Origin of the sequence: Roseateles sp. UC29_93 (genome assembly GCF_042695725.1) — a bacterium.
GTDB lineage: Bacteria > Pseudomonadota > Gammaproteobacteria > Burkholderiales > Burkholderiaceae_C > Roseateles > Roseateles noduli_A.
This window is the reverse complement of sequence record NZ_CP170545.1, coordinates 4,398,949-4,418,631: the sequence shown is the minus strand read 5'-3', so window position 1 is coordinate 4,418,631 and position 19,683 is coordinate 4,398,949. Positions and strand designations below refer to the sequence as shown.

The following is a 19,683-nucleotide window of genomic DNA, read 5'->3' as shown; positions in this document are numbered from 1 at the left end:
CGTGTTGATGGCAATCGCACAGCCGTCACTTCGAAATGGCCGGCAGCGACCTTCGGCGCCCGCTTGAGCGCCCGGGCCTCTACGCGGCGTCTGCCTCCGCACGTCGCCTTGAGGCCAGCGCGCGGTCCAGGTCCGGCGCCGCCGCGAGCAGCGCCTGCGTGTACGCCTGCCGCGGCGCGGCGAAGACCTCGGCGGTGGCGCCCGCTTCCACCACGCGGCCTTGCTGCAGCACGATCACGCGATCCGTGACCGCGCGCACCACCGCCAGATCGTGCGTGACGAACAGCGTGGCCACGCCGCGCTCGCGGCACAGGCGCTCCAGCAGGGTCAGGACTTGCGCCCGCAGCGAGACGTCCAGCGCGGAGACCGCTTCGTCCAGCACCAGCAGGTCGGGTTCGACCATCAGCGCCCGCGCGATCGCGAGCCGCTGGCGCTGTCCGCCGGAGAACTCGTGCGGGAAGCGCCGCAGCGCATCGGCGCCCAGTCCGACCTGCTCCAGCAGATGCACGGCGCGATCGCGCGCATGTGCCTCGCTCAACGCCGGTCGCAGCAGGTGCAAGGGTTCGGCGAGCAGGCGCTCCACGCGCCAGCGCGGATCGAAGCTGCCGTAGGGATCCTGGAACACGATCTGCACGCGCCGCCGCAAGGCCGTCTCGGCGCCGGTGAATCGCTCTCCGGCCAGTCGGACCTCGCCTGACGCCGGCCGCTGCAATCCGAGCACCGTCCGCAGCAGCGTGGACTTGCCGCTGCCCGACTCGCCGACCAGGCCGACGCGCTCGCCGGGCAACACGTCGAAGCTCACATGATCGACGGCCCGCACGCGCCGGCGCGGACGGAAGAAGCTGCGGTCGGCCGCGGGGTACTCGCACACGATCGCGCGCAGCGACAGCAAGGGCACGACGGGCACGTCGCGCTCGCTGGTCTCGGCCATCGGCGTCTCACGCGGCAGTGCCGAGGTCAGCCGCGATTGCTCGACCAGCGCCCGCGTGTACGGATGACGCGGCGGATCGAGCAGTTGCCGCATCGGGCCTTGTTCCTGCACCTCGCCTTGTCGCAGCACGACCAGCCGGTCGGCCATCTCCGCGACCACGCCGAGGTCGTGCGTGATCAGCAGCAGCCCGCAGCCGTCCTCCCGCGCCAGGCGCCTGAGCAGATCGAGGATCTGCGCCTGGCTGCGGACGTCGAGCGCCGTCGTCGGCTCATCGGCGATCAGCAGGCGCGGCCGGCAGGCCACCGCGACCGCGATGGCCACGCGCTGGCGTTGACCGCCGGACAGCTCATGCGGATAGCGGCGCGCGTCCACGCCCGTCGCTTTGTCCGCTGCGACGCCTGAAGTCCGCAGACCGACGCGCTCCAGCAACCGGTCCACCTCCGCTCGCCGTTCGGCGGCATTGCCCCGACCGTGCAGCCGCAGCGCCTCCTCGATCTGCGCGCCGACGGGCATCAACGGGTTCAGCGCCGTCATCGGCTCCTGGAACACGAGTCCCACGCGAGCGCCGCGCACGCGCCGCCAACCGGCTTCGTCGAGCGCGCCCAGATCAACGCCCTCCAAGTGCAACGAGCCCCGCCGCGACAGCTCCGGCGGGAGCAGGCCCAGCAGGGCCAATGCGGTCAGCGACTTCCCGGATCCGGACTCGCCGACGAGGCCGACGATCTCGCCCGCGGCCACGTCCAGTTCCGGAACGAAGAGCAGGCGGCGCTCGCCGGCCTGCAGCGAGAGATCGCGCACGCGCAGCAGCGCCGCGCCGGGCGGGGAAAGAGTCACCGTCATGGGAAGGTCCAGTCAGATCGATTCGATCGATCCGATCCAAGTGATGCATGAGATCCGAGGGATCCGTTCGATCCATGCGATCCATGCGATCCATGCGATCCATGCGATCGGGCGGATCGCGGGTTCAGCCGCTCACGCAGCCCGTCCCCCACCAGCTGGAAAGCCAGCGCCGAGAGCGCCACCGCCAGACCGGGAAACACCGCCAGCGTCGGTGCGAGCGCCGTCAGCGTCTGGGCGTCGGCCAGCATGCGGCCCCAGCTCGGTTGCGGCGGCTGCGTGCCCAGGCCCAGGTAGGAGAGCCCCGTCTCGGCCAGCAGCCCGAGCGCGAGCTGGATGCTCAGCTGCACCAGCAGCAATCCGCCCAGGTTGGGCAGCACGTGCTCGATCGAGATGCGCCACGCGCCCTTTCCGGCCACGCGCGCGGCCAGCGTGAACTCCCGCTGCCACAGCGGCAGCGCCGCGCCGCGCGTCAGCCGCGCGAAGACGGGGATGTTGAACACGCCCACCGCCAGGATCGCGTTGATCGCGCCGGGCCCGAGCGCCGTGCTCAGCAGCACGGCCAGCAGCAGCGACGGAAACGCGAAGACGAGGTCGTTGCCGCGCATCAGCAGCTCGTCGACCACGCCGCCCCGCGCCGCCGCCCACAGGCCCAGCGGCACGCCGACGCTGGCCCCCAGCGCCACCGCGACCAGCGACACGCCCAGCGATGTCGCGCCGCCGCGCATCAGCTGCGACAACACATCGCGGCCGAGCGCATCGGTGCCCAGCCAGTGCGTCCACGACGGTCCCTGCAAGCGCGCGGGCAGATCCAGCGCGGCGGGGTCCCACGGCGTCCACCACAGCGACAGCAGCGCCAGCGCCGACAGCACGGCACTCAGGCCGAGACCGCCGATGAGCCTGCCTGGAAGATGTGGAGGACGTGAGGGACGTGACGGATGCGCGCTCATGACCGGCCTCCCGCGCGCGCCAGGCGCGGATCGGCGGCACGCCCGCTGAGATCGACGATGAAGGACAGCAGCACCACGGTCGCGACCAGCAGCAGCACCACGCTCTGCACCAGCACGAGGTCGCGCTGCGCGACCGCCTGGAACAGCAGCCGGCCGAGGCCGGGCAGGAAGAAGACGTTCTCGATGATCACGGACCCCGCCAGCAGGAAGGACAGCTGCAGACCCAGCAGCGTGAGCAGCGGCAGTGCCGCGTTGGGCAGCGCGTGGCGCCACAGCACGCGCCAGTCGCCGGCGCCCTTGGCGCGCGCGGTGCGCAGGAAATCCTCTCCGCCGAGGTCGATCAGGCTGCCGCGCAGCACGCGCGCCAGGATGGCCGCCTGCGGCAAGGCGAGCGCGATCGCCGGCAGCGTCAGCGACGCCAGTCCGGCGGACAAGCCCTGACCCCAGCCTTCGAAGCCGCCGGCGGGCACCCAGCGCAGCCCGACGGCGAAGACGAGGCTCAACAGCAGGCCCAGCCAGAAGTTCGGTACCGCGAGGCCCAACTGGCTGAGCTGGTCGATGAAGCGATCCAGGCGACTACCGGGCCGCCATGCGGCGCCGAGGCCCGCCGGTGCCGCGATCGCGACCGCCAGCAGCAGCGCGTACAGCGCCAGCGGCACGCTCAGCGGCAGGCGCTCCAGCAGCAGGCCGGACACCGGCACGCGGTAGGTGATGCTGTTGCCGAAGTCGCCGCGCAGCAGCCCGGCGACCCAGTCGAGGTAGCGACCCGGCCACGACGCGTCGAGGCCGAGCTCCCGTCGCAACTGCGCGACCGTCGCCTCGTCGGCCTGCAGCCCGAGGATCTGTCGCGCCGGATCACCCGGCGCCAGCTGCACGAGCGCGAAGACGACGAAGCTCGCCAGCACCAGGGTCAGCGCGAGGCTCACGCCGCGCGCCGCCAGCCAGCCGGGATCGCAGCGGCGACCGACCCACGCGAGCCACGCCGCCGCCAGCGCCGCGCCGACGAGCGCGAGCGCCAGGAACGACCAGCGCGCGCCCGCCGGGCCACTCGCGGCGCGCGAGCCGCTCCCGACCGACGCGCCCTGCCCGTCCACACTGGCGCCTTCGAAGAACGCGCCCGCGAGTTCCACGCCGCCGATGCCGTTGGTGCCGAGCCCGTGCAGGTCCGCGCGACGCACCAGCAGCCGAGGGTACTGGAACAGGAAGCCGTTGACCGCGTCGTCGCTGAGCCGGCGCTGGATCGCGTGGAGCCGCTCGCGCTGTTCCGCCGGATCGCTTGTCGCGTCCAGCGCGCGCAGCAGCGACTGGTAGGCCGGGCTCCGATAGCCGAAGTAGTAGCCGTCGCGGCCGTAGATGTCGTAGTCCTGCGGCTCGGCATGGACGATGACGGTGAGGTCGAAGTCGTGGCGCGTGTAGACCTGGTCCAGCCACTGCGCCCATTCGAGGTTCTGGATCTGCACCCGCAGCCCGATCGCCGCGAGTTGCGCCGCGAGGATCTCGCCGCAGCGCCGCGCGTAGGACGTCGGCGGCAGCTTCATCCGCAGCGGCGGGATCGTCGCCGGCGCGATGCCGGCCTCCGCGAGCACCGCCCGCGCACGCGCGGGGTCGAAGTTCGATGCGGCCGTCAGGTCCACGTAAGCCGCGTTGCGCGGCGGGAAGTGGCTGCCGATCGGCTCGCCGTAGCCGAACATCGCGCCCTCGATCAGCGCCTGGCGGTTGATGGCATGGGAGATCGCGCGCCGCACCGCGAGCTGGGCCAGCAGCGGGTTGCGGTGGTTGAAGGCGAGGATCGTCTCGCCCTCGCTGCTGCCGATCTCCACCGCGAAGCGCCGGTCCGCGCGGAACTGCGCCAGGTTCTCCGGCGACGGGAAGTTGGGGAACAGGTCGATGTCGCCGGCCATCAGCGCCGCATACGCCGCCGTGGGATCGGCGATGAAGCGGAAGCGCAGGCGCTCCAAGGTCGACGTCTGCGTCGATGCCGCCCCCCAGTAGTCGGCATTGCGTCGCAGCGTCACCGAGTCGCCGCGGCGCCATTGGTCGAAACGCCAAGGCCCGGTGCCGACCGGCGTCGTGCGGTTGTTGTCGGCGGTCGCGGGCGCGACCATCACCAGCGCGGCGCTCGACAGCGCGATCGGCAGGCGGCCAGAGCGCTCGCGCAGCCAGATGTCGAGCACGCGCGGACTGCTCGCGACCACACGCGTGATCGCGGCCAGCGACGTGCGCTGCGGATTGGGCGACTCCGGCGCCCTGGCGCGGTCGATCGCAAACTTCGCGACGCTCGCATCGAAGACTGTGCCGTCGTGGAAGCGCACGCCGTCGCGCAGTTGGAAGCGGTAATGCAGACCGCCGTCGAGCACGTCCCAGCTTTGTGCCAGGCGCGGCTTCGGCAACCCGTCCTCACCCAGCGTGAGCAGACCTTCGAAGAGATTGCCGTAGACCAGTTCCCCGATCGGCGCGGCGGCGCTGGAGGTGGGGTCGAGGATCGGCGGTTCCAGCTGCATCGCGATGCGGACCTCGCGATCGGCGGGCGCCGCCGCGAGCGCGCCGGAGAACGCGCCGAAGAACGCGCCGGAGAACGCGATCAGCACGCTGGCGATCATCACCTGCGCACGGCGCCGGAAGGCGGCAGTCATCCCCTCTCCCCTCGTCATGCGCGCCATCCCGATTCCGCCGTCACGCGCGCCACGCGCCGTCGTGCCTCATCCGCCAGCGTGGGCAGGTCGAGCTGTCGATAGACGTCGGCGAGCCGGCGGTTGACCGCCACCTCGTCCGGATCGACGCGGCGCCTCGACTCCAGCGCCTGCTGCGCATCGACCAGCGCGCCGGCATGCGCGGCCGCGTCGACGTGCAGCAGCGCGAAGAGATCCCGCTGCGCATGGCTGCCGCCGATGTGCACCAGGCCGGGCAGCGCCTGGCTCAACGGATGCCAGGCCCGTTCCGGCTCGCCGCGCGCATGCGCGACCAGTCCGACGGCGGCGGGCCAGACGATGTCGGACCACACGTCGCGTCGGCCTTGATCGGCCTCGCGCACGGCCGCCAGCAGCGCCTCCGCTTCGGGCCGCTGGGCACGCGCGAGGCCGTAGAGATACAGCAGCGTGAGGAACGGCTCCACCGTGTCGATGCCGCGTTCGGCGATGAAGCCGGCCAGTTCCGACCATCGATCGCCAACACCCACGCCGCACCATTCCAGGCGCGCCAGCAACTGCACCGCGCCGGCCTGATCCTGGGAGTAGCTCCGCGACACGCCCCACACCGCGCCGTCGTACAGCGCGAGCGCTTCGGCGTCGCGTCCGCGCGCGAGGTAGAACAGCGCCAGGTGCCAGGCCAGATGCGTCGACATGAACGAGTTCAAGCCGGTCCAGCCCGAGCGCCAGCCGTCGAGCAGGCGGGTGCCCTCCTCGATCCGGCCCTGGGTCAGCAGCACGTGCGCGAGCGCGTGCTGCGCCCAGGGTTCGCGCTCGTTCGCGCTGAGCGCCAGCGCGCGACGCGCCGCCGCCTCGGCCTCTTCCAGCAGGTGGCACTGCTCATACGCGAAGGCGGCCATGCCATGGGCAGAGGCGTTCTCGGCGTGCAGCGGCAGCACGCGCAGGATCGCGCGCAGCATCGCGGGCGAGTCGCCGCGGTTGAACGCGAAGTACTGCCGCAGCTTCACCACGAGCAGATCACGCGGGAAGCGCTCGATCAACGCGTCGGCTTCGCGTTGCGCGGCGGGCGCGTCGCCGTCCACCCAATGCGCCAGCAGCTGGACATGGCGCGCTTCCCGTTCCGCCGCCGCGCGCTCGTCCGGCGAGCCGCTGCCGGCGACGGGCGGCTGGTCGCGCAGCGCCCGCTCCGCGGCTTCGAGGAAGGGCCGCGCTTGCGGCGGCCCCTGCGGCGACTCCAGGAACATCCACAGCCAGCCGGCGTAGACCTGCGCCAGCACGGCATCCGGATGCGCCTGCGCGGCGGCCAGGATGCCTTCCGCGCGCGTCTCGTACGCGAGCAGACCGCCGATGAAATCGTTGATCCCCGCGCGCGCATCCGAGGACGCGGCGCGGAACGGATTTCCCAACTCGTCGTTCAGCAACATGACAGTCCTTCCCTGAGCAACTTCCGCGGCCCCGATTCGGGTGCGGAGCTAGGCGCAAACCGGAGCCATAGCAGCGCTATGGCGAGGATTTGCAACGACGCGCCGCGCCCGAATCGGGGCCGCGGCTCAGTAGTTGTAGCTCAGGGTCAGTGTCGCCGTCCTCGGCGCGCCTGCGGCAGCGACGTTCAGATCATCCTGTGTGCTCGGCCGGTTGCCGAAGAAGTTGCGCGTCAGGTCGTACTGCTTGTTGAACAGGTTCTGCACGCCGAGCTGCACCGACCACGGCGAGCTGACCGGCGCCACCTCCACCCGCGCGTTGGCGAGCCAGTAGCTCGGGATGTCGTAGGTCTTGCCGCCGTCGACGTTGAGCAGGTTCAGCCAGGACGGGTACTTCGCGTGATAGCTGTAGTCGGCGGCGACGCGCCAGTCGAAGCTGGCCGCTGTCCACGCATACGCGACGTTGCCGCCGTAGCTCACCTTCGGCAGGAACTGGTCGCGGCCCGACAGGTCGCCCAGCAGCGGCGAGTTGAAGCGGTCGAACTTCGCGCGCTTGTAGCCCAGCGCCTGCCCGATCGTCAGGCCGGCCAGCGGGCGCCATTGCAGCTCGACCTCACCGCCGTCGACCTTGGACTTGTCGATGTTGATGATCTTCCCGACCAGCGCGCCGGTGGCCGTGGTCGTCACGTCCTGGAACTGCTGGTCGCGGTAGTCGTAGTGGAACAGCGCCGTGTTGACGCGCAGGCTGCGGCTCAGGTCGGCCTTGTACCCGAGCTCGAAGGCCAGCAGCTTCTCGGGCTGGAAGGGCTCCAGCGCCAGCGTGTTGAAAGTGTTGTGCGCGGTGATGCCGCCGGACTTCACGCCGCGGCTGATCGACCCGTACAGCAGCTGTCCCGCCGCCGGCGTGTACTCCAGCGCCAGCTTGCCCGAGGTGTTGTTCTTCGACAGCGACTGCGCCGCGCCGTTGACGCCAAGGCCCGGGACGACCGGCGTCGTGTTGGTGCTGAAGTCGTCGATGGCGCGCTTCTCGTGCTCCTGACGCAGGCCGACGACCAGCTTCAGGTCGCGGCTGAGCGCCTGGTCGACCTGCCCGAACACGGCCCAGGTGCGACCGGTCTGGTCGTAGCGTGTGCGCGTGATCAGGCCGTAGTCGCGGCGGAAGTCGGTGGTCCAGTCCTCGCTGAGTTTTTCGCGCGACGCATACACGCCGCCGACCCAGTTGAAGCTGCCCGTGCCTTTCGAGGCGAGCCGCAACTCCTGGCTCAGCGTGGTGGCCTTGTCCTTCCAGAACACGTCCGAATGGTTGACCTCGGTACCGTCCCAGTCCGCGAGTTCCTTGCGGTCAAAGCGCTGGTGCGCGGTGATGCTCGTCAGCTGCGTGGCGCCCAGGTCCCAGTTCAGCGTCAGCGCGACGTTGGTGGCGCTGTTGTCCTTGTGCGGCTTCGCGTCGGCCGATTCGCCGACCAGCGCGGCGAAGTCGCTCGCGAAGCCCCAGCCGGTCGACCGGCGGCTCGTATCGGCGGCGAAGCCGTAGCTCGGCCGCGCGGTGAAGAGGTAGAGCCCCTGGACATCGGACTTGTCGACGTTGTGGTTGACGCTGAGCTTCGCGGTGAGGTCGCGGGTCACGTCCCACTCGAGCTGGCCGCGCAGCGCGCTGATGTTCTTGTCGCCGAGCTTCTCGCCGGTGGTCCGGTTGCGTTGCCAGCCGCCGTCCTGCTCGGTGGCGGCGGAAAGCCGGCCGCGCACCGTGTCGCTGAGCGCGCCGGAGACGAAGCCCTGCGCCGTCTTCGCGCCGTAGGAGCCGATGCCGATGGATCCGCCGAACTCGGTCTGCTTCGTCGGCGCCTTGGACACGAAGTTGATCGCGCCGCCGGTCGTGTTCTTGCCGTAGAGCGTGCCCTGCGGTCCGCGCAGCACCTCGACGCGCTCGAGGTCGAACAGCAGGCCCTGCGTCTGCACCGGGAAGGCGAAGGACACCTCGTCCAGATAGACGCCGACCGGCGAGGAGTTGTTGCTGCCGTAGTCCTGGAAGCCGATGCCGCGGATGCGGAACTGCGGCTGGCCGCTGCCGAAGGCGGGCTCGATCTCCAGGCTCGGCACTTCGTTCTGCAGCTTGTTGACGCTGGTGATGCCCTTGGCGCGCAGTTCGTCGCCGGACAGCACGCTCACCGCCACGCCGACCTCCTGCGCCGATTCGAAGCGCCGTTGCGCGGTCACCTCGACGCGGTCCAGCGTCGCCGTTGAAGCGGCCGTCGCAGGCGCGCCTTGCGCCATCGCCGAGGTGCCCAGCACGGCCAGCACGGCCGCGGACACCGCTTTCAATTCACTTCGAACACCCACTCGCATACCCACTCGCATACCGATCCCGATCTTCGTCATTTGTTGATCTGACCTCGGCGGGTCCCGTGCACGTCCGTGGCGGGCGCCGAAGGTGGCCGCTGTATTTCCGGGCCAGCGGCGACTTTAGGAATCGTGCGGATTCCGTGCGACGAAGGAATCGGCGCATCGATATACGCACAAGCGGCCGCCTCGGGCGCTCTGCGGCTCGTTTCCCCCTGGACTAGCGCACATCGGGACACCGCATTCGAATATCGATACGCCGAAAGGTTTCTCTGCATTTCCAGGCGCCTGAATAGAGTGAAACGTGAGCCGCAAAGCATTTTGCAGTAATCGCACATATTCACGTCTTATTAACGCCAAAGAATAATGCACACCCTAATGCACACCCATTTGAAAGCAGTTTCCCTGGCTGTCGCCACGCTGGTCGCCGGCTCGTTCGGCGCGGTCGGCAACGCCTCGGCCCAGTCCAACGCCGATGCCGCAACGGGCGGCCAGAACGCACCCGAAGCCGCTGGCCCCACCACCGCCGCCAGCACGGCCCTGTCCACCGTGACCGTGCAGGGCTCGCGAACGCGCGAGCGCTCGCTCGGCGCCGGCGCGCTCGGTGCCAGGTCTGAACTGGAGACGCCCTTCTCCACCCGCCAGGTCGATGCGGAGGACCTCGACGCCCGCCAGGTGAAGTCGCTCGGCAAGGTGTTCGCCAACGACGCATCGGTGATGTCGCTGGGCGACACCTATTCGTTCAACGCGTACTCGATCAACGTGCGCGGCATTCCGCTGGACGATTACAACGGCTACAAGATCAACGGCCTGCCGTTCTTCATGACCACCGTCGAGCTGCCGATCGAGACCTTCGAGTCGGTGCAACTGCTCAAGGGCTCGTCCGGTTTCATGTACGGCTTCGGCGCGCCGGGCGGGATCATCAACTTCGTCAGCAAGAAGCCGACCGACAAGCCGCTGCTGAGCTTCGACGTGGGCTATCGCTCCGACGGCGTCTTCAGCGAGCACGTCGACGCGGGCGGCCGCGTCGGCGCCGACGATCGCTACGGCTACCGCCTGAACCTCACGCACGAACAGGGCGAGACCTACAACGGCGCGCATGTGCAGCGCAACTCGGGCTCGGTGTCGGTGGACACGCGGCTCACCTCGTCGCTGACCTGGACCGCGGACGCGATCTACCAATCGCGACGCGTCCAGGGCGGCGTGCAGGACTTCTTCCTGGACGACTTCGTCGGCACGCAGATCCCGAAGGCGCCCAGCGGCCGCAAGGACCTGAACGCGCACGACACGACCTTCTTCAACTCCAACGTGTTCTTCGTGTCCACGGGCCTGCAGTGGAAGATCGATCCCACCTGGACCGCGAAGCTGGACGTCAGCCGCAGCCAGGACCGCCGCCGCTACTCGGGCCAATGGATGGGCCTGCTCAACGAGGCCGGCGACTACACGGTCTACCTGAACAAGGCGCAAGGCGCGGCGACCTACGAGCAGGCGCAGGCGCTGATCGAAGGCAGCTTCTCGACGGCCGGCCTCCAGCACCAAGTCACGGCGGGTCTCGCGTGGCAGGGCTTGAACAAGCAGACGGTGCCCAAGTCGCTGTACACGCCGATCGGCGATGAGAACCTCTACCAGCCCATCACGCCGCTGCCGTGGAACGGCAGCTACGACGACTCGCTGCAGTATCACAACTACCACTCGGCGCAGAAGGCCGTCTTCGCCAGCGACACGGTGGGGTTCTCAGACCAGTGGTCGGTGCTGCTGGGGCTGCGCTACTCGGACTACGACCAGACTTCGTACAACACCGCGGGCGCGGTGACCAACCAGTACAGGAAGACGCCGGTCACGCCGACGGTGGCGGTGATGTTCCGTCCGCGCGCGGACACGCTGGTGTACGCGAGCTATGTGGAGGCGCTCGAGCAAGGCAGCACGGTGGGCACGACCTACGCGAACGCCGACGAGGTGCTCGCGCCGCTGAAGAGCAAGCAGTACGAGGTTGGCGCCAAGCACGACGGCCGCGGCTGGGGCGTGACGGGCGCGCTGTTCGAGATCGACCGCGGCGCGGAATACGCGAACGCGCAGAACTACTACGTCTCCAACGGCCAGGTGCGGCTGCGCGGAGCGGAACTCAACGGCTACGTCAACGTGGACACGGGCACGCGCCTGACCGCCAGCGCCGCGTACACGACCGGCACCTATCGCCGGACCGATCCGAGCCTGGAGGGCAACCGGTTGGAAGGCATTCCGAAGTGGCAGGCGTCAGTGGGGGTGACGCAGAAGGTGCCAGGCGTTGAGGGCCTGAGCGCCAACGCCGAGGTGCATTACTTCGACGGCCTCACCGCGGACGCCAACAACAAGTACCGGCTGCCGAGCTACTCGCTGGTCAACCTGGGCGTGAGCTACCAGACGAACGTTGCGCATCACCCGGTGACGCTGCGCGCGGGCGTGGACAACGTGTTCAACCGCAACTACTGGGGGTTCCTGGCGTCAGGCTACACGTTCGTGGGAGCGCCGCGGACGCTGGGGGTGAACGCGAAGATCGAGCTTTGAGGTCGGTTCTTGCGTGAGGCTGCTGGCCCTCACCCCTGCCCTCTCCCGCAAGCGGGAGAGGGAGTCGGCAACGCCACGACGAATTCCGTCAGTCCCTCCGTGGACTCGACGCCCCACGGTCGTTCGGTGTTGACCCGCATCAGCGCCCGCCCGCTGTCGTCGGTCCATTCGGCAACGACTTCGCAATCGATGGAGCCCGGGCGCGGGTAACTGCTCGTCGACAGAAGGGCTTCCGTCGTGACGACGGGCATCTTCTCGATGAAGACGTGGGACTTCCCGAATGCGTCGACCAGCACGCACTCGACAAAGCCCGGGAAGTGTTCGTCAACGAACCGCGAGATCTGGATGGGGACGCTGGAGCGCATGGTCGCTCATCGTATCCAGGGAACCGCGAGGCACCCGTGCCACTCCCTATGTTCGCTACCGAACATTTCCCGATACGATCGCCGGACAAGAACGAGGGGTCGGGATGCGAGTCACGCACGGGCTGGCGGCGGTGGTCATGGCGGCGATCGCGGTATGGAATGCGCAGGTGGGGTGGGAACTCCAGCCGTCGCAGCCGGAAGAGGCATTGGGCAACTTCCTGGGGTCGGCGCTGCTGCTCGCCTGCAGCGCCGCGCTGGCCTGGCACGGTCGGGCCAAGCCCCGCGCGCGAACGCCGGACAACAAGTCCTGCTGACGCGTGTCGCGGTCAGACCAGCGTGATGGTCGGCCGCACGTCCAGCCGCTGCTTCAGCAGCCCCGCCTGCAGATAGAAATCCGCGCTGCGCTGCTGGTCCGCGAGCACCTGTTCGTCGAGCGCGATCCAGCGCGTGGCGCGGCGCTCGAACTGCAGGCGCGCGGCCTCGACAGGGATGCCGATGATGCGCGCCAGCGTCGCGGAGAACTCCGGCACGTGCTGGTAGGACCAGGCCTGCGCGCGCTTCACGCGTTGGGCCAGGTCCGCCAGCGCTTCGCGCTTGGTCGCCAGCGCCTTGTCGGTCGCCGCCAGGAAGCTCAGCCCCGACCACTGCCCTCGCCCGCTCACCAGCACACGTGCGTGGCCGGCCGTTTCCGCCAGCGCGGTGTACGGCTCCCACGTCGCCCATGCGTCGAGCGAGCCTTGCGTCAATGCGAGCTTGGCCTCCGCCGGCGGCAGGAAGCGGACTTGCGCGTCGTCCGGCTTCAAGCCCGCCGATGCCAGGGCCTTCAGCGCGATGAAGTGCCCGATCGAGCCGCGGTTCGTCCCGATCGACTTGCCCTTGAGGTCCGCAGCCGTCTTGAACGGCGAGTCCGGCCGCACCAGTACCGCCGTGCCGTAGGCATCGGAGCGGTTCACGGCGAAGGCCTTGATGCGCGTGCCGGCGGCGATCGCGAACAGCAGCGGCGCATCGCCGATCGGTCCGAAGTCGACGGCCTCCGCGTTGAGCGCCTCGGCCAGCGGCGCGGCGGCGGGGAACTCGCTCCATTGGATGTCGTAGGGAAGTTGGCGCAGCTCATCCGCCGCTTCCAGCAGCGCGCGCAGGTTGCCCTTCTGGTCGCCGGCCTTCACCACGACACGGCCCTGCGCACGCACGGAGCGCACGTACGGGATGGCGGCCAGAGCCGCCAGCGCGGCCCCGCCGGTGAGCGCTCGACGGCGCGAGAAGTCGTTGGAATGGGAACTCATGCGGTCCTCGAATCGGAGAGGGAAGAGCGGGTCGGGTTCAAGCGGCTTGCCGCTGCGCCAGCCGCTGCTCGACCAACGCCCGCGTGCGCGGGATCAACTCGCGGCCGTAGTCGATCGCGTCTTCCAGCGGATCGAAGCCGCGGATCAGGAAAGTCGTGACGCCGAGGTCGTAGTAGTCGAGCAGCGCCTCGGCCACCTGCTCCGGCGTGCCGACCAGCGCGGTGCTGTTGTGGCGCGCGCCGGTCTCGCGCGCGATCTCGGTCCACAGCCGCTTGTCGACGCGGCTGCCCTTCTCCGCCGCCGCCAGCAGGCGTCGCGCGCCCTCGCTCTGCTGCGGGCCGCCGCGGCTGTAGCCCGCGGCGACGCGCAGCCGGCGCGTGTCCTCCAGGATGCGCTCGGCGCGCGCCCAGGCGGCCTCTTCGGTGTCCGCGAGGATCGGTCGGAAGGAGACCGAGAACCCGATGCTGCGCCCATGCCGCGCCGCCTCCGCGCGCACGCGCCGCGTCAGCTCGGCGGTCTGCTCCAGCGATTCGCCCACAGCGCGTAGACGTCCGCATGCTTGCCGGCCACCGGCAACGCCGCGTCGGACGCGCCGCCGAAGAACACCGGGATGTGCGGCTGCTGGCGCGGCTTGACCTCGCTGAAGCCGCCGTCGAAACGGTAGTGCGTGCCCTCGTGATCGAAGGGCTGGTCGCTGGTCCAGAGCTGCCGCAGCAACCCGACGTATTCGTCGGTCCGCTCGTAACGCTGGTCGTGGTCGAGGTAGTCGCCATCGCGGCGCTGCTCGGCATCCGAGCCGCCGGAGATCACATGCACCGCCAGCCGTCCGCCGGTGAACTGGTCCAGTGTCGCCAGTTCCCGCGCCGCGAGCGTCGGAGCGACGAAGCCGGGCCGGTGCGCCAGCAGGAAGCCGATGCGCGAGGTGTGCGCCGCCGCGTGGGCAATCGTCAACTGCGCGCTCGGTCCGGTGGAATGGTGCGGCACCAGGATCCGGTCGAAGCCGGCCGCCTCGTGCGCCTGGGCGAAGGCGGTGACGTAGTCCGGATCGACGACCGGGCCGCTGGCCGGGTGGATCTCGGAGGTCTTCTGCGACTGGATCATGCCGATGAATTGGATGCTCATGCTGGTGGCCTCTGCGTGGGTCGGACAGGACCGAAACGTAGAGACCGGTGCGGTTCTCCGCAAAGAACGAATCCGACTTTCCATGCTCGGAATGCAGGATTCACAGAGGTCAGGGCCTTGTCCACACTGGGTCCGGCACATGAGGGGAATCGACATGCCAGAGCTCGAGGTCGAGGCGCGCGAGGCCGCGTCGGCGAAGTCCGCCGTGCCGGCGCCACTGGCCCGCTTCATCGATCGCACCGGGGATCTGCTCGATCAGGGCCTGCGCGAGCCGGAGCTGCTGACGTCGCTGCGCCCGTTGCTCGCCGAGCTCGTCGCGCGCGACGACTGGCTGCCGCCAACCCACGCCCGGCCAGGCGCCGATCGCTACCGCCAGTACCCGCTGCACGTCGACCCGCAGGGGCGCTTCTCCATCGTGTCCTTCGTCTGGGGACCGGGCCAGGCCACGCCGATCCACGATCACACCGTGTGGGGCCTGATCGGCATGCTGCGCGGCGCGGAGGACTCGCAGGGCTACCGCTTCACCGGCCCGCACGAGCTGGTGCCGGACGGCCCGCCGGTGCGCTTGTCACCGGGTCAGGTCGAGGCCGTCTCGCCGCGCCTGGGCGACATCCACCGCGTGCACAACGCGATCGAGGGTCAGGTCTCGATCAGCATCCACGTCTATGGCGCCGACATCGGCCGCATCGAGCGGTCGACCTACGACGCCGATGGCACGCCGCATCGATTCGTGTCGGGGTACTCGGCCTTGACCTGAGGGGCGCCGAGGGGCGGCGGATGACTGCCGCGTCCGCTGGCCCTCACCCCCACCCTCTCCCGCAAGCGGGCGAGGGAGCGCCCTCTCGATGAAGCAAAACTACATCGAGCCTCGTCCGGCGGCCCTGGCGGGACGCCCAAACCCTGTCTCCCGCCTGCCTCCTGCCTGTCCCATGAACCATCGACATGTAATCCGACTTCGGGATTCCACCGTCTTGTGATGTAGTTTTACTTCCTTAGCATCCAGCCACCTTTGAGGAGGGCTGGACATGCAGGCATGGGCTGACGGTTGGTCGCGCACGGCGCGACGGGTGGTGGGCGCCTTGACGATCGGCCTGTGCGGGCTGCTGTCGGCGTGCGGCGGCGGCGAGGCAGGGCTCGCTCAGCAGAAGGCGGCCGGCACCGGCGCGGCGGTGGTCGATGAGAACGGCGTCGCGTTGATCGCGGGCGTTCCCGAGTCACCCACCTCGTCGCGTGCGCGGGCGGCCGCGGTGGCAACACCTGACACCCCGGCGACCTCGCTGCGCGTCCACTACCGGCGCGCCGACGGCAACCACGCCGGCTGGCAGATCCACACCTGGGGCGCCGCGCAGGGGCCCAACTGGAATGAAGGCTGGAACGCCGCGGGCAGCGACGACTTCGGCGTCTACTACGACGTGCCCTTGGCCGCCACGAGCGGCACCGTCGGCTTCCTCTTCCACAACGGCGACAACAAAGACAACGGCGGCGCCGACCAGAGCCTGGTGCTGCAGGCCGGCGCCAACGAGGTCTGGCGCCTGCAGGGCGACAGCACCAACTACCCGAGCAATCCGCTGCTGCTGGCCACGCCCGACATCACGACGCTGCGGGTCCACTACAAGCGCTTCGACGGCGCCTACAGCGCCTGGGGCCTGCACCTGTGGAACGGCAGCGGCCTCAACGCGGCGGCGCTGCCCGGCGGCGTCACCATCGACAACTGGAACCAGCCCGTCGCCTTCAGCGCCATGCCGGCTTACTCGGCCGGCAGCGACGAGATCGTCTTCGACATCCCGGTGCTCAATCCCCAAGGCGACGCGAGCCGCAAGGGACTCGAATTCATCGTCCACGGCATGCCGCCGAACGAGAACGACAAGGACGGCCGCGACAACAACATCCGCGTCGAGTTCTCCGCGCTGACGATCCAGAACCAGGTCGGTCATGTGTGGCTGGTGGAACGCGATGCGACGGTCTACACCGCGACGCCGGACCTGCGCCAGGTGTCGAGCACCGACGCGCGCGCCGTGTGGCTCAACAGGACGCTCGTGAAATGGCCGCGCATCAGCGCCTCGGGCACCGTGCGCCTGTACCACTCGGCGACGGACAGATCAGCGTCGCCGCCAACGCGCCGGTGAGCGGCGCCGACGGCTTCATCACGCTCGATGCCTTCACCGGCACCGTGCCGCCGGCCGATGCGCAACGCTTCAAGTACGTGGCGAGCGGTGCGGTCTTCGCGGTCCGCCAGGCCGATGTCGCGCCGGCTGCCGTCGCTGCATCAGCGCCAGCTCGTGCTCGTGCAGGAGGACGCCGACGGCCGCGTCCAGAACGCGACCGCCGCGCAGATCGCCGGCGCGCTGGACGATCTCTACGCGGCCGCCGCCGACGTGCCGGACCTCGGCGCCGTCGTGGCCAACGGCTCGACCAGCTTCAAGCTGTGGGCGCCGACCGCGCAAGACGTGGCCCTGGTGCTGACGACGCCGATCGCCGGCTCGACGCTCACGCGCACCACCACCGAGCCCATGACGCGCGACGCCGCGACCGGCGTCTGGCGCCTCACCAAGGCGGGCAGCCTGCAGGGCGCCACCTATCGCTACCAGGTGCAGGTCTTCGTGAAGGGGGTGGGACTGGTGCGCAACCTGGTCGCCGATCCCTACTCGCTGGGCGTGACGCTCGGCGGCCAGCAGAGCGTGGTGATGGACCTGCAGTCCGCGTCGACCAAACCCGCGGGCTGGGACGCCGGCGCGCCGCCGGCCACGGTCTCCGCGCCGTCGGACCTGAGCATCTACGAGCTGCACGTCCGCGACTTCTCGATCAACGACGCCAGCGTGCCCGCCGCCCGGCGCGGCAAGTACCTGGCCTTCGCCGAGAGCGGCTCCAACGGCATGCGCCACCTGAGCGCCCTCGCCGCCGCGGGGCTGACCGATGTGCACCTGCTGCCGGTGTTCGACTTCGCCACCGTCAACGAGAAGGGCTGCGTCACGCCCTCGCCCGCCGGCGCGCCGGACGGCGAGACGCAGCAGGCCGCCGTCGCCGCCACGGCCGGCACCGACTGCTTCAACTGGGGCTACGACCCGCAGCACTTCTCGACGCCGGAGGGCAGCTACGCGAGCAACGCGAACGATCCGCTCGCGCGCGTCGTCGAGTTCCGCCGCATGGTGCAGGCGCTCAACGCCGCCGGCCTGCGCGTGGGCATGGACCTCGTCTACAACCACACCACCTCGTCGGGGCAGAACGCCACCTCGGTGCTCGACAAGGTCGTGCCCAACTACTACTTCCGCTACAACGCGGCCGGCGGCATCGAGCGCTCGACCTGCTGCGAGAACACGGCTTCCGAGAACCTGATGATGGCCAAGCTGATGATCGATTCGGCGGTCACGTGGACGCGGGACTACCGCATCAGCTCGCTGCGTTTCGACATCATGGGCCACCACCCGCGCGCGGTCATGGAGGCGTTGAAGGCGCGCGTGAAGCAGGCCGCCGGTCGCGAGGTGCAGATCGTCGGCGAGGGCTGGAACTTCGGCGAAGTTGCCAACGGCGCGCGCTTCGTGCAGGCGGAGATGCTGTCGCTGAACGGCTCGGGCATCGGCAGCTTCAACCCGCTGATCCGCGACGCGGTGCGCGGCGGCGGCTGCTGCGATTCGGGCGAGGCGCTGCTCGCCAGCCAGGGTTACGTGAACGGCTTCTTCTACGACGGCAACGGCCACAACGGCGGCCAGACCCGGGGGGAACTGATGTGGCAGGCGGACCGCATCCGTGCGGCGCTGGCGGGCTCGATCCGCAGCTTCCAGATGCAGACGAGCTGGGACGCCACGCTGCGGCTGGAGCAGATCGACGTCGGCGGCATTCCGGCGGGCTGGGTGCTGGAGCCGGGCGAGGTCGTCAACTACGTGGAGAACCACGACAACCTGACGCTGTTCGACAACAACGCGTTCCGGCTGCCGGTCGGCACGAGCCGCGAGGACCGCGCGCGCGTGCAGATCCTCGCCAGCGCGATCAACGCATTCAGCCAGGGCGTGGCGTACTTCCACGCGGGCACGGACACGCTGCGCAGCAAGTCGCTGGACCGGAACAGCTACGACAGCGGTGACTGGTTCAACCGCCTGGACTGGACCTACACGGACAACAACTTCGGCGTCGGCCTGCCGCCATCGCGCGACAACGCGGACAACTGGCCGTATGCGAAGCCGCTGCTGGCGAACCCGCTGATCAAGCCGGCCGCGGCGGACATCGCATGGACGCGCGACGTCTTCCGCGACCTGCTGCGCATCCGCAAGAGCTCGACGCTGCTGCGGCTGCGCACGGCCGAGGACATCAAGGCGCGGCTCACGTTCCTGAACACGGGCTCGTCGCAGGAGGCGACGGTGCTGGTCGGCAAGCTCGATGGCATGGGCTATCCCGGCGCCAACTTCGACGAGCTGGTCTACCTGATCAACGTCGACAAGACGGCCAAGGAACTGACGCTGCCGGCGCTCGCGGGACATGCGCTGGCGCTGCATCCGGTCCACACGGCGCCTACGGCCGCCGATTCGCGTGCCCGCCAGGCCAGCTTCGACCGGACCACCGGCCGCTTCAACGTGCCGGCGCGCACGGCGGTCGTGTTCGTGGTCCCCTCCTCCGCTTCCCACTGAAAGCCGACGTCATGAAGACACTTCAACACCTGGTCGCTGCGTCCGTCGTGGCTGCTTCCGCGCTGCTGGGTCTCGCCAGCGCACCCGCGCAGGCGACGCCCGTCGTCATCGACGTCGGCGGCGCGCAAAGCATCAACCTGCAGGGCGAAGCCGGCAACACGGTCTGGTTCATCGATGTGGGGGCGAACGCGGTGCTGAATTCGCTGTCCTGGTCGCTCGATCTGAACGCCTTCGCGCCGAGCGTGCTGTCGGAGATGCAGGTGAGCTTCGGCGGGTCGAGCGGATTGGACCTGCTCACGTTCGCGCCCGGCGGCGCGGACTTCGCGAGCGGCACCGGCAGCTACAGCGGCTCGCTCGACCTGAGCCCGTTCGGGCTGGGCGTCGGCGCGGATGGCCTGCTGCGCCTCGAGTTCAGCGAGGCGTACAAGGACTTCGCGCTCGACGTCGCGGAAGGCGAATGGCTGCGAGGCAGCCTCACGTTCGACGTGACGGCGTCGGCGGTGCCGGAGCCGGCGACCGCGGCGCTGGTGCTGCTGGGGTTGGGGGTCATCGGCCTCCGGACGCGCCGCGCCCACGCGCACGCGCGGACCGCGCGTCGGTGAGTCGTCGGCTGAGGGCCTGTCGGC

The 19,683-nt window shown here is 69.6% G+C and carries 13 protein-coding genes and 1 pseudogene; 6 read left to right on the top strand and 8 right to left on the bottom strand.

Annotated features, from left to right (window positions below; translation table 11 throughout):
* Window positions 1-79: 79 nt before the first annotated feature.
* The 5 genes from ACFJIX_RS20635 to ACFJIX_RS20615 form a co-directional block, all read right to left on the bottom strand.
* Window positions 80-1,771: a dipeptide ABC transporter ATP-binding protein gene (locus tag ACFJIX_RS20635; RefSeq protein ID WP_377154364.1), complete on the bottom strand. Its 1,692-nt coding sequence runs from the start codon at window positions 1,769-1,771 to the stop codon at window positions 80-82.
* Window positions 1,768-2,718 (bottom strand): ABC transporter permease, encoded by a 951-nt coding sequence (locus tag ACFJIX_RS20630; RefSeq protein ID WP_377154362.1) that lies wholly within the window; start codon window positions 2,716-2,718, stop codon window positions 1,768-1,770. Before ACFJIX_RS20630 ends, ACFJIX_RS20635 begins: the two co-directional genes overlap by 4 nt.
* Window positions 2,715-5,351: an ABC transporter substrate-binding protein gene (locus tag ACFJIX_RS20625; RefSeq protein ID WP_377154360.1), complete on the bottom strand. Its 2,637-nt coding sequence runs from the start codon at window positions 5,349-5,351 to the stop codon at window positions 2,715-2,717. The genes ACFJIX_RS20630 and ACFJIX_RS20625 overlap by 4 nt, the downstream gene beginning before the upstream one ends.
* A gap of 14 nt (window positions 5,352-5,365) precedes the next feature.
* Entirely contained in the window at window positions 5,366-6,787 is a 1,422-nt protein-coding gene (locus ACFJIX_RS20620; RefSeq protein ID WP_377154357.1) for a tetratricopeptide repeat protein, read from the bottom strand.
* A 126-nt stretch (window positions 6,788-6,913) separates the two neighbouring features.
* A complete protein-coding gene (locus tag ACFJIX_RS20615) occupies window positions 6,914-9,097 on the bottom strand; it encodes a TonB-dependent receptor (protein WP_377154354.1) in 2,184 nt (727 codons plus the stop codon).
* A gap of 417 nt (window positions 9,098-9,514) precedes the next feature.
* Between ACFJIX_RS20615 and ACFJIX_RS20610 the strand changes: the two genes are divergently transcribed.
* Window positions 9,515-11,668 (top strand): TonB-dependent siderophore receptor, encoded by a 2,154-nt coding sequence (locus ACFJIX_RS20610; RefSeq protein WP_377154352.1) that lies wholly within the window; start codon window positions 9,515-9,517, stop codon window positions 11,666-11,668.
* 29 nt (window positions 11,669-11,697) lie between these two features.
* Here ACFJIX_RS20610 and ACFJIX_RS20605 read toward each other — a convergent pair whose 3' ends face one another.
* Window positions 11,698-12,033, bottom strand: a complete 336-nt coding sequence (locus tag ACFJIX_RS20605; protein WP_377154350.1) for a hypothetical protein — start codon at window positions 12,031-12,033, stop codon at window positions 11,698-11,700.
* 104 nt (window positions 12,034-12,137) lie between these two features.
* Between ACFJIX_RS20605 and ACFJIX_RS20600 the strand changes: the two genes are divergently transcribed.
* Entirely contained in the window at window positions 12,138-12,347 is a 210-nt protein-coding gene (locus ACFJIX_RS20600; RefSeq protein ID WP_377154348.1) for a hypothetical protein, read from the top strand.
* A gap of 12 nt (window positions 12,348-12,359) precedes the next feature.
* Here the strand turns inward: ACFJIX_RS20600 and ACFJIX_RS20595 are convergent, their stop codons facing one another.
* Window positions 12,360-13,316 (bottom strand): ABC transporter substrate-binding protein, encoded by a 957-nt coding sequence (locus ACFJIX_RS20595; RefSeq protein WP_377154346.1) that lies wholly within the window; start codon window positions 13,314-13,316, stop codon window positions 12,360-12,362.
* A gap of 37 nt (window positions 13,317-13,353) precedes the next feature.
* Window positions 13,354-14,417, bottom strand: a pseudogene (locus tag ACFJIX_RS20590) (LLM class flavin-dependent oxidoreductase).
* Between the two features lie 175 nt (window positions 14,418-14,592).
* On the opposite strand from ACFJIX_RS20590, the gene ACFJIX_RS20585 reads away from it, so the two are divergent.
* From ACFJIX_RS20585 to ACFJIX_RS20570, 4 genes are all read left to right on the top strand, one after another.
* Window positions 14,593-15,195 (top strand): cysteine dioxygenase, encoded by a 603-nt coding sequence (locus ACFJIX_RS20585; protein ID WP_377154343.1) that lies wholly within the window; start codon window positions 14,593-14,595, stop codon window positions 15,193-15,195.
* Window positions 15,196-15,463: 268 nt separating this feature from the next.
* Window positions 15,464-16,564, top strand: a complete 1,101-nt coding sequence (locus ACFJIX_RS20580; RefSeq protein ID WP_377154341.1) for a pullulanase-associated domain-containing protein — start codon at window positions 15,464-15,466, stop codon at window positions 16,562-16,564.
* A gap of 114 nt (window positions 16,565-16,678) precedes the next feature.
* Window positions 16,679-19,057 (top strand): alpha-1,6-glucosidase domain-containing protein, encoded by a 2,379-nt coding sequence (locus ACFJIX_RS20575; RefSeq protein WP_377154339.1) that lies wholly within the window; start codon window positions 16,679-16,681, stop codon window positions 19,055-19,057.
* Window positions 19,058-19,068: 11 nt separating this feature from the next.
* Window positions 19,069-19,659 carry a PEP-CTERM sorting domain-containing protein gene (locus ACFJIX_RS20570; RefSeq protein ID WP_377154337.1) on the top strand — a complete coding sequence of 197 codons (591 nt, stop codon included), beginning with the start codon at window positions 19,069-19,071 and terminating at the stop codon, window positions 19,657-19,659.
* Window positions 19,660-19,683 lie beyond the last annotated feature (24 nt).